This window comes from Delftia acidovorans NBRC 14950 (assembly GCF_001598795.1).
GTDB classification, from domain to species: domain Bacteria; phylum Pseudomonadota; class Gammaproteobacteria; order Burkholderiales; family Burkholderiaceae_C; genus Comamonas; species Comamonas acidovorans.
In genome coordinates this window covers 64,894-76,282 of the sequence record NZ_BCZP01000026.1, presented here as the reverse complement: position 1 = coordinate 76,282, position 11,389 = coordinate 64,894, and the positions used below count along the sequence as shown (strand labels likewise).

Here is an 11,389-nt window from a genome sequence, read left to right as displayed (position 1 = left end):
CGCGCCGCTCATGCCGTTGCAGGTGGTGCAGGCAAAGGCGACGATGCCAAAGCCCAGTTGCTCCAGCTCGGTGAGCAGCCCGGCCTCCTTCAGATACAGCTCCACGGCCTTGGAGCCCGGCGCCAGCGAGGACTTGACCCAGGGCTTGCGCGTGAGACCCAGGCGATTGGCATTGCGCGCCAGCAGCGCCGCGGCGATGACGTTGCGCGGGTTGCTGGTGTTGGTGCAACTGGTGATGGCGGCAATGATGACGGCCCCATCGGGCATCAGGCCTTGCGCCTCCTGGGCGCGGGCAGCCTGCAGCTTGGCCGCATCGGCAATGCCGCGCTCGGCCAGGGCCGAGGTGGGCAGGCGCCGGTGCGGATTCGAGGGGCCGGCCATGTTGCGCACCACGGTGGACAGGTCGAACTGCAGCAGGCGCTCGTACTGGGCATCGGCCAGGCTGTCGCTCCAAAAGCCTGCGGTGCGCGCATAGGCTTCGACCAGGCGCACCTGGGCCTCGTCGCGGCCGGTCAGGCGCAGGTAGGCCAGCGTCTGGTCATCAATGGAGAACATGGCCGCCGTGGCGCCGTATTCGGGGCACATGTTGGAGATGGTGGCGCGGTCGCCGATGCTCAGGCTGTCGGCGCCCTCGCCAAAGAATTCCACATAGGCGCCCACCACCTTTTGCTGGCGCAGGAATTCGGTCAGGGCCAGCACGATGTCGGTGGCCGTGATGCCGCCCTGGCGCCGGCCCGTGAGGCGCACGCCCACGATCTCGGGCAGGCGCATCCAGCAGGCGCGGCCCAACATGACGTTCTCGGCCTCCAGCCCGCCCACGCCCACGGCGATCACGCCCAGGGCATCGACATGGGGGGTGTGCGAGTCGGTGCCGACACAGGTGTCCGGGAAGGCCAGGCCATCCTGCACTGTCACCACGGGGGACATCTTCTCCAGATTGATCTGGTGCATGATCCCGTTCCCTGCGGGGATCACATCCACGTTGGCGAAGGCCTTCTTCGTCCACTCGATGAAGTGGAAGCGGTCCTCGTTGCGGCGGTCCTCGATGGCGCGGTTCTTCGCAAAGGCGTCGGGATCGAAGCCGCCGCACTCCACGGCCAGCGAGTGGTCCACGATGAGCTGCACGGGAACGACGGGGTTGACCTGGGCAGGGTCGCCACCTTCGGCCGCGATGGCGTCGCGCAGGCCGGCCAGGTCCACCAGGGCCGTCTGGCCCAGGATGTCGTGGCAGACCACGCGCACGGGATACCAGGGAAAGTCGATGTCGCGCCGGCGCTCGATGAGCTGCAGCAGGTAGCTGTCCAGCTGCGCGGGATCGGCGCGGCGCACAAGGTTCTCGGCGTGGACGCGGGCGGTGTAGGGCAGGCGTGCCCAGGCGCCGGGCGAGAGGGCATCGACGGCGGCGCGAGCGTCGATGTAGTGCAGCGTGGTGCCGGGCAGGGGTTTCTTGTAGCGGGAGGTCATGGGGGCGGATGGATTCTCGGGCCTGCGTGAGCCGATTGCTGTGCGCCGATTACTGTGCGCGGATTTCGTTGTCTTTCACCACCTTGGCGTAGCGGGGAATCTCGGACTGGATCAGGGCGCCGAACTGGGCCGGTGTGCCGCCTGCCGGGGACACGCCCGTGGGCTCCAGCTGGGCCAGCAGTGCCGGCGCCTTGAGGCCGGTGTCCAACGCCGCATTGATGCGCGACAGCACGGTGGGCGGCAGGCCCTTGGGCGCGAGCAGGCCGTGCCAGGCCACCACGTCATAGTCCGGCAGGCCGCTTTCGGCCACCGACGGAATCTCGGGATAGGCGGGCAGGCGCTGGGCCGTGGTCACGGCCAGGGCGTGCAGCTTGCCGCTCTTGACGTGCTGCATCAGCGCCTCGGTGCCGGCCACCAGCATGTCCACGTTGCCTGACAGCAGATCGGTCACGGCCGGGCCCGTGCCGCGATAGGGCACATGCGTGGCCTTGACCTTGGCCATGCCGAACAGGTACTCGGTGACGATGTGAAGATGGCTGCCATTGCCGGCCGAGGCAAAGGTCAGCTTGCCCGGGTTCTCACGCGCATAGGTCAGCAGTTCCTGCAGGTTTCTGGCGGGCACGCGGGGGCTCACGCAGACCACGTAGGCGCCTTTGGACAGCTGGATCACGGGCGTCATGTCGGCCACGGGGTCGAAGCGCAGCTTGTACAGCGAAGGGTTGACCGTATAGCTGCCCGCCACCAGCAGCAGCGTGTAGCCATCGGCCGCCGAGCGCAGCGCGTACTCGGTGCCCAACGTGCCACCGGCGCCCGGCCGGTTCTCCACCACCACGGGCTGGCCCAGCCTGTCGTTGAGCACGTTGGAGGCCACGCGCGCAATGAAGTCCGAACCGCCGCCGGGTGCGAAGGGGCAGACGATCTTCAGCGACTTGCTGGGAAAGGCCTCCTGGGCCAGGCCCTGGTGCGGCAGCGCAAGGCCGGCCAGCGGGGCGGGCAGGGCGGCGCAAAAGCGGCGGCGGTTGATGCTCATGGGTTGGTGTCTCCTGCAGAGTTATGGTTGGCAGTGCACCAGGCTTGTTGCAAGCAGCATGCCATCCGACTCAAGGGGAAACCCGTGCAAGCCCCGCAGCGTGCTGCCAGAGGCTGAAGGGCTGCAGCGCCACCTGCTGACGCACGATCCGTTTCGTTGATGTTTCAAAACTGCCGCCTCTGATTTCATGGATGAGGGCTTGTGCAATGCCTCGCCCTCCACCCCTGGTGCCCGGCAAGGCCCGGCAGGCCCGGCAGGCTCGGCACAGGGGGCCGGGTGCAAGCACCTTGCTGCCTGCAGTCTAGGGTTTGCCCGTGGAGGTCTTCAGCAAGAGCGCATTCCGACGATAGAGCAAAGGCGTTTGTAGGATTTGTCTTACATATGATTTGCCTGCCGGGTGCCGAAATCCATTTATCCTCGCTCTCTGCTCCACATGGCCTGCCCGGCCTTTTCGGGTGGCTGGCCATGGGGCTGGCAACGAGTGGTTCCGTGCTCCTGGACCGATTCCCCCGTGACTGCCTATTCAGCCTTAGCCGCTCCATGTCAGCTTTTGCCCAGCGCACGCTTGTAGCCATCCGGACCGCCTGGCCAGCCGCCACCGTCATGGCGGTGGGCATGTGCCTGAGCGCCGCGCTCGCCCTGCAGCAGCAGAGGGCGCTGGAGCGCATCGACCTGCAGCGCCATACGCAACAGGCCCAGTCTGCCCGCCAGGCGCTGGAGATGCGCCTGGATGCCTATGCCGTCATGGTCCAGCATGTGGCCAACCAGCTGGCCGCCTCTCCCGAGATGGGGCAGCAGGCCTTCGCGCGCATTGCGCAGGCGCTGCGCATACAGATACAGCCCGGCATGCAGGCGCTGACCTTTACGCGGGCCGCAACGGAGCGCGGTCAGGCCAGCCAGGATCCGTCGGCCTCGTTCAGGCCCGATCCCCACTATTTCTTCATCGACTATCTCTGGCCGGTGGAAGGCAATGAATCCATCGCCGGTCTGGACATGCACGACCGCCCCAGTCTCATGGCCAGCATGCTGCGCAGCCGGGACAGCGCGGCCGCCGTGGTCTCGGCGCCGTTTGCAATGAAGCAGCCCGGCGAGCATGCCACCGCCGTGCTGGTGCGCGCGCCCGTCTTTGCGCTGGCGGACCACCAGTCTCCGGATGGCACGGCCGCGCATCCGCTGTTCCTGGGAACGGCCGACGTCAGCATTCGTGTGCACGACCTGGTGCAGGACCTGCATGAGCGCGGCTTCCTGGGCCGGCTTGCGCTGGCCATGCATGACGCAGGCCCGGTCTCGCCCCTGCCGCCGGCCGGCGTATCGCCGCTGCCGCTGTATCTGGGTGCTGCCTGGCCCGAGCGCGGGCAGGATGCGGTAGGCCTGGGCGATACCGGCCAGGTGGTGCTGGAGCAGACACTGCAGGCCCAGGACCGGCTGTGGCGGCTGAACTTCATCCCCGTGAGCACGGCCCTGTCCTGGACCGAGCGTGCCCAGCCCCTGGTGTTGTTTGCGCTGGGCATGCTGGTGTCAGTCCTGCTGGCCTCGCTGGCGGCAGCCTGGTGGCGGCGCCATCCGTCCAGCTGGGCGCAACTGCGTGCCTCTTCCCGCAGCATGCGCGAGAGCGATGCCCGCTTTCAGGCACTGTTCGAGCAGGCCGCCGTGGGCGTGGTGCAGATCGACGCGGCCAACGGCAATGTCCTGCATGTGAACCGCAGGTATTGCGACATCACCGGCCACGAGGCACAGCAGCTGTGCCAGCGCCCCCTGCTAGCCCTGGTGGCCGCCGAAACGGTGGAGGGCGACAGGCTGCTGCTGCAGGAACTGGCTGCGGGCCAGCGCCGCGCCCTGCAGATCGAGCGGCAGCTGCGGCGCAGCGACGGCAGCCTGGTCTGGGTGGAACTGCACATCTCCGCGCTGGGCCACGGCCCATCGCTGCGGCTGATGGCCCTGGTGCAGGACATCAGCGCGCGCCGCCACTTGCAGCAAATGCAGCGCGACGGATCGCGCCACCTGCGCATGGTCATCCAGCGCCTGCCCCTGGGCCTGGCCATGCTGCAGGAGGATGGCCGCTTCGCCTACTGGAACGAGGAATTCATGCGCCTGGCAGGCCACGGCGCCACGGCCGGCATGGATGGCGACGGCTGGTGGCGCAACATGTGCCCGGATGAAGCCCGCCGCCAGCGCATGCAGCGCCGCTTCGAGGCTGCGCAGGCGCGGGCGCGCGTTGCCCAAAGCCCCCATGGCAGCGAGTCCGACAGCTGCGGCACCCTCAACTCCGAGGAGTACCAGCTCATAGGCAGCGACGGCTGCGCGCGCTCCGTATCCATCGGCGGCATGCTGCTGGACGAAGGCTGCCTGCTGATCCTGCAGGACCAGAGCCAGCGCAAGACCGCCGAAGAGGAAATTCGCCGCCTGGCCTTCTACGATGCGCTTACCGGCCTGCCCAACCGCCGCCTGCTGGTGGACCGGCTGCAGCAGGCGCTGGCCTCCAGCCGCCGTCGCGGGCGCTGTGGCGCCGTCATGCTGCTGGACGTGGACAACTTCAAGGCCTTCAACGACAGCCTGGGGCTGGAACTGGGCGACGTGCTGCTGCGCATGATTGCCGAGCGACTGGCCCAGTCCCTGGGCCGCGAGGCCACGCTGGCCCGCCACAGCGGCGATGACTTCGTCGTGCTTCTGGAGGACCTGGGCAAGGACTCCATGCACGCCGCCTCCAAGCTCGAAGGCGAGGTCCAGCGCATGCGTTCGCTGCTGCTGCAACCGCTGCAACTGAGTGGCCAGTCCTGCCACATCACGCTGAGCATAGGCGCCAGCCTGTTCGGCGAGCAGGAACTCAGTGCCGACGAGGTCCTGCGCCGTGCCGAGATGGCCATGTACCAGGCCAAGGGCATGGGGCGCAACACGCTGCAGTTCTTCGATCCGCAACTGCAGGCCGTGCTCAGATCGCGCACCGCCATGGAGCAGGAAATGCGCGAGGGCCTGGTGCGCTCGCAATTCGTCCTGTACTACCAGCCGCAGGTGGCGAACGGGCGCATCGTCGGCGCCGAGGGCCTGCTGCGCTGGAACCACCCGCGTGAAGGGCTGGTGCCTCCGTCGCTCTTCGTCTCGCTGGCCGAGGAAACGGGCCTGATCCAGCAACTGGGCGAATGGGTGCTGGGCGAGGCCTGCCGGCAACTGGCGCAATGGGCGGCGGAGCCGGACATGGCCTGCCTGATGCTGGCCGTCAACGTCAGCCCGCGCCAGTTCCACCAGGCGCGCTTCGTGGAGCAGGTGCTGCAGGCGCTCAAGGAGCACGGTGCCAATCCGCGCCTGCTCAAGCTGGAGCTGACCGAAAGCCTGCTGCTGGCCGACGTGGACGACACGGCGGCCAAGATGGCCACGCTCAAGGCACACGGCGTGGGGTTCTCGCTGGACGACTTCGGCACCGGCTACTCCTCGCTGGCCTATCTCAAGCGCCTGCCGCTGGACCAGCTCAAGATCGACCGCAGCTTCGTGCGCGACGTGCTCAGCGACCCCAACGACGCGGCCATTGCGCGCACCATCGTCGCCCTGGGTACCAGCCTGGGCCTGCAGGTCATCGCCGAGGGTGTGGAGACCGAGGCGCAGCGCCAATTCCTCGAAGACCAGCACTGCCATGCCTGGCAGGGCTACCTGCTCAGTCCGCCCGTGCCCGTGCGCAGCTTCGAGGCACTGGTGCGCCAGGCCATTGCGTCGCGCCCTCCGGCCCTGAGCCCGGCGAACCTGCCGCAGCAGGCGCAGGACCGACCCCAGGTGGTGGAGTGCACGGATGGCAGCGGGGTGCCGGACGCCCCCTCAAACCATTCTTGACATTCGACACGGCCCCGCGCGGGCCGCTTTCCATTCTTGAGCAGGGGTGGCGCGCGGTATCATTCCGAGCTTCCCTGTTGTTCCCCCACGTCCTCATTCGTCCGTTCGCCGCGGACCGCCATCTGCCTGCATCGTGCGCCTGAATTCCATCAAGCTGTCCGGCTTCAAGTCCTTCGCCGAGCCCACCAACTTCATGCTGCCGGGGCAACTGGTGGGCGTGGTGGGCCCCAACGGCTGCGGCAAGTCCAACATCATGGATGCGGTGCGCTGGGTGCTGGGCGAGAGCAAGGCCAGCGAGCTGCGCGGCGAGTCCATGCAGGACGTGATCTTCAACGGCACCACGCACCGCAAGCCGGCCAGCCGCTCCAGCGTGGAGCTGGTGTTCGACAACAGTGACCACCGCGCGGGCGGCCAGTGGGGCCAGTTCGGCGAGATCGCCGTCAAGCGCGTGCTCACGCGCGAGGGCAACAGCAGCTACTTCATCAACAACCAGGCCGTGCGCCGCCGCGATGTGCAGGACGTGTTCCTGGGCACGGGCCTGGGCCCGCGCGCCTACGCCATCATCGGCCAGGGCACGATCAGCCGCATCATCGAGTCGCGCCCCGAGGAACTGCGCCTGTTCCTGGAAGAGGCCGCAGGCGTGTCCAAGTACAAGGAGCGCCGGCGCGAGACCGAGAACCGGCTCTCGGCCACCACCGAGAACCTCACGCGCGTGGAAGACATCCTGCGCGAGCTCAACAACAACCTCGACCGGCTGGAAAAGCAGGCCGAGGTGGCGGCCCAGTACAACGCGCTGCAGTCCCAGGTCACGCTCAAGCAGCAGCAGCTGTGGTTCCTCAAGCGCGCCGAGGCCGAGGCCGAGCAGGACCGCGTGCGCGTTGAGGGCCTGCAGGCCGTCAACGAGCTCGAAGAGCGGATGGCCGACATCCGCAACAACGAAAGCGGACTCGAAACCCTGCGCCAGGCCCACTACGACGCCAGCGACCAGGTCAACCAGGCCCAGGCCAAGCTCTACGAATCCACGGCCGAAGTCGGCAAGCTGGAGGCCGAGATCCGCTACGTGCTCGAAGGCCGCCAGCGCGTGCAGCAGCGGCTGCAGCAGCTGTCCGAGCAGGTGCTGCTGTGGAACAGCCGCCGCGAGGAAGCCGAAGCCGAGATCGAGAACCTCGAAGGCGCCGGCATGGACGCCGAGGAACAGGCCGAGATGCTGGCCGCCCAGGTCGAGGAGCAGAGCATGCGCCTGCCCGACCTGGAGGACGCCCTGCGCAATGCCCAGAAGGCCGACACCGACCAGCGCGCCAGCGTGGTCCAGGTGCAGCAGCAGATCCAGGTGCTGGCCGCCGAGCAGCGCAGCCTGGATGAGCAGCGCCGCCAGTTCGAGACCCGCTTCGAGCGCCTGCGCGCCGACCGCAACGCGCTGGAGACGCCCGACGAGGCCCGCCTGAACAATCTGCAGTCCCAGCTGGAAGAGGCGCGCGAACTGGCTGAAATGGCCGATGCCGTGCTCAACGAGCTGCAGGACTCCGTGCCCCAGCTCGACGAGGACCGCCGCACGCGCCAGCAGGCCGTCAATGCCGAGGCCGCGCGCCACGCGGACCTGTCGGCGCGGCTGGAAGCGCTCAAGGCCCTGCAGGAAAAGGTCAAGACAGACGGCAAGCTCCAGCCCTGGCTGGCCAAGCACGGCCTGGACGGCATGCAGGGCCTGTGGAGCCGCATTGCCATCGAGCCCGGCTGGGAAAACGCGCTGGAGGCCGCACTGCGCGAGCGCCTGGGCGCGCTGGAAGTGGGCCGGCTCGACATGGTGCGTGGCTTTCTGGGCTCAGGCGGGCACGATGCGCCGCCCGCGCGCCTGGCCTTCTTCAGCCCCCCGCAAGGCGCGCCCGCGCCGGCCGCTGGCCGCTGGCAGCACCTTTCGGACCTGCTGCGCGTGAACGATGCCGGCCTGCGCGCCGTGCTCGGCGACTGGCTGCAGGACTGCTACACGGCGCCCACGCTGGAAGAGGCGCTGTCGCGCCGCAGCGAACTGCGGCCCGGTGAAACCGTCTACGTGCCCACGGGCCATGCCGTCAGCAGCCACAGCGTGAGCTTTTATGCGCAGGACTCGGAGCAATCCGGCCTGCTGGCACGCGCCCAGGAAATCGAGCACCTTGAAAAGGAAGTGCGCGCCCAGGCGCTGATCTCCGACGAATCGCGCACGGCCCTGGTGCGTGCCGAAAGCGCCTATGCCGAGGCCTCGCAGCGCCTGGTCGGCGCCCGGCGCGAGGCCAGCGAATCGCAAAGCCGTGCCCACGAGCTGCAGGTCGAAACCCTGCGCCTGTCGCAACTGGCCGAGCAGGCCCGTGCACGCAATGCCCAGATCAGCGCCGACCTGGCCGAGGTCGAGGCCCAGCTGTCCGACATCGAGGAGCGCCGCGTGGCGGCCGAAGCCCGCTTCGAGGAACTGGACATGCAACTGGCCGACAGCCAGGAGCGCCATGCACAGCTCGGCGACAAGGTGCTGGAGTCCGAGCGGCGCCTGAACGAATCGCGCGAGCAGCTGCGCACGCTGGAACGCCAGGCCCAGGAGGCCACGTTCTCGCGCCGCAGCCTGGAAGCGCGCCGGGGCGAACTCAGCCGCACCATAGAGACCGCCAGCCAGCAGGCCCGCTCGCTGGCCGACGAGCAGCAGCGCGCGCAGGACGAGCTCACGCGCCTGACCGATGCCGCGGCCCAGGGCGGCCTGCAGGATGCGCTGGATTTGAAGATGCAGCGCGAGCAGGCCGTGGCCGCGCGCCGCAGCGAATATGACGACCTGACCAACAAGCTGCGCGCCAGCGACGAACGCCGCCAGCAACTGGAAAAGGCGCTGGACCCGCTGCGCCAGCGCATCACCGAATTCCAGCTCAAGGAGCAGGCCGCGCGCCTGGGCCTGGAGCAGTACTCCACCTTGCTTGAAGAGGCGGGCGCCGACCTGGCCGCCGTCTCCCAGTCCATTGCCGAGGCCAATGTGCGCATGCACGGCCTGCAGGGCGAGATCGACCGCCTGCACCGCGAGATCGCGGCCCTGGGCGCGGTCAACCTGGCGGCGCTGGACGAGCTGAAGCTGGCGCGCGAGCGCAAGACCTTCCTCGACGCGCAGACCGAGGACCTGACCCAGGCCATGAACACGCTGGAAGATGCCATCCGCAAGATCGACGCCGAGACGCGCGAGCTGCTGTCGGGCACCTTCGAGACCGTGAACGGGCACTTCGGGCGCATGTTCCCCGAACTGTTCGGCGGCGGGCAGGCCAAGCTGGTCATCACGGGCGATGAAATCCTGGACTCGGGCGTGCAGGTGATCGCGCAGCCGCCCGGCAAGAAGAACCAGACGATTCACCTGCTGTCGGGTGGCGAGAAGGCGCTGACGGCGATTGCCCTGGTCTTCGCCATCTTCCAGCTCAACCCGGCGCCGTTCTGTCTGCTGGACGAGGTGGATGCGCCGCTGGACGATGCCAACACCGAGCGCTATGCCAAGCTGGTGGCCAGCATGAGCAAGAGCACGCAGTTCCTGTTCATCAGCCACAACAAGATCGCCATGGAAATGGCCCAGCAGCTCATCGGCGTGACCATGCAGGAGCAGGGCGTGTCCCGCATCGTGGCCGTGGACATGGAGTCCGCGCTGTCCATGGCTGAGCTATCCTGAGCATGTCCGCAACCTTTCAAACCCCTTTGCTGGAACGACGTTTCATTCCTTCATTCCATGAGTAACCTGCAAATCAGTCTGGCCGTCCTGGGCTTTGTGGTGCTGGCCCTGATCATTGCCTACAACAGCTGGTCCGCGCGCCGCAATGCACCCAAGCGCGCCGACCCCGTCGATGAAGCGCAGCGCGATCCCTCGCGCCATGAGCCCGGCATGGACACCGTGGGCCACGGCCCGGACCTGACGCACAGCCTGCGCGAGCCCGTGCTGGGCGACTTCGGCACCGCCGCGCCGGGCCAGAGCCCCGCCTCCGCAGACCGCTTTGCCGAAACCGACGCCGAGCTGGCCCATCTGGTCCAGCTCGAAGAGCAGCAGCGCCAGGCCGCGGCCCAGGCTGCGCTGGCGGCCAAGGCCGCCCAGGCAGTGCAGTCCGCGCAGGCCGCCCATGCCCTGCAGGCGGGCGAAGACGCCAGCGCATCGGCACCCGCATCTGAATCTGTGTCCGTGCCTGCGGCGTCCCCGTCGGCACCGCAGTCCATCGAGCCTTCCCTCAACGACGCGGCCCTGACCAGCGCGGCCGCCAGCCGCCCGGGTCTGGATGCGCTGATCGACGCCATTGCCCCCGTGCAGGTCGGCCAGGCCGTGCCTGGCGAACTGGCGCTGCAGGCCCAGCCCGCCACGCGGCGCGCGGGCAACAAGCCCTTTGCGATCGAGGGCATGAACCAGTCCACCCACCAGTGGGAGCCGCTGCAGCCCGGCCAGCGCTACCTGGGTTTTCAGGCCGGCGTGCAGCTGGCCAACCGCACGGGTGCGCTCAACGAGATCGAGTTCTCCGAGTTCGTTGCCAAGGTGCAGCGCTTTGCCGACGCGCTGGGCGCCACGCCCGACGTGCCCGACATGCTGCAGGAAGTGGCGCGAGCGCGCGAGCTCGACCAGTTCGCCAGCGAGCACGACGCCCAGCTCACCTTCATGCTGCGCGCACGCCAGGCCTCCTGGAGCGCTGGCTACGTGCAGCAGAACGCATCGCGCCAGGGCTTTCTGCCGGGCTCCATGCCCGGGCGCATGGCCCTGCCTTCGCCCACGCCCGGCATGCCGCCGGTGCTGGTGCTCAACTACGACCCGCAGGCGGCCATGGCCGACGACCTGGACACCTCGGTGGTGCGCGAGTTCCTGCTGAGCCTGGACGTGCCCCAGGTGCCGCGCGGCGAGCAGGCCTTTGTGCAGTTGCGCCAGGTGGCCGAGCGCCTGTGCCAGACCATGGACGGCGTGCTCTGCGACCAGAACGGCTACCTGCTGCCGGCCATGGCGCTGGACCCTATCCAGCACGACCTGGAACATCTCTATGACAAGCTCGACAGCCGCGAGCTGTCGGCGGGCTCCATGCTGGCGCGGCGACTGTTCAGCTGACGCGGCGCGGT

General features: G+C 68.3%; 5 protein-coding genes. 3 read left to right on the top strand and 2 right to left on the bottom strand.

Annotation, left to right across the window (positions count from 1 at the left end; translation table 11 throughout):
• Both acnA and DA1_RS24515 read right to left on the bottom strand, forming a co-directional pair.
• Positions 1 to 1,464: aconitate hydratase AcnA (gene acnA, locus DA1_RS24520; RefSeq protein ID WP_155737666.1), on the bottom strand; the 1,464-nt coding region annotated here is incomplete at its 3' end.
• A 49-nt stretch (positions 1,465 to 1,513) separates the two neighbouring features.
• A complete protein-coding gene (locus DA1_RS24515) occupies positions 1,514 to 2,494 on the bottom strand; it encodes a tripartite tricarboxylate transporter substrate binding protein (RefSeq protein ID WP_034393148.1) in 981 nt (326 codons plus the stop codon).
• A 540-nt stretch (positions 2,495 to 3,034) separates the two neighbouring features.
• Between DA1_RS24515 and DA1_RS24510 the strand changes: the two genes are divergently transcribed.
• The 3 genes from DA1_RS24510 (at position 3,035) to DA1_RS24500 (ending at position 11,378) form a co-directional block, all read left to right on the top strand.
• The gene (locus DA1_RS24510) at positions 3,035 to 6,313 is read left to right on the top strand and encodes a bifunctional diguanylate cyclase/phosphodiesterase (protein ID WP_034393151.1); all 3,279 of its coding nucleotides are present in this window, start codon (positions 3,035 to 3,037) and stop codon (positions 6,311 to 6,313) included.
• Between the two features lie 133 nt (positions 6,314 to 6,446).
• Positions 6,447 to 9,974: a chromosome segregation protein SMC gene (gene smc / locus DA1_RS24505; RefSeq protein WP_034393154.1), complete on the top strand. Its 3,528-nt coding sequence runs from the start codon at positions 6,447 to 6,449 to the stop codon at positions 9,972 to 9,974.
• Between the two features lie 57 nt (positions 9,975 to 10,031).
• Entirely contained in the window at positions 10,032 to 11,378 is a 1,347-nt protein-coding gene (locus tag DA1_RS24500) for a cell division protein ZipA C-terminal FtsZ-binding domain-containing protein (RefSeq protein WP_034393158.1), read from the top strand.
• The last annotated feature ends 11 nt before the right edge of the window (positions 11,379 to 11,389 follow it).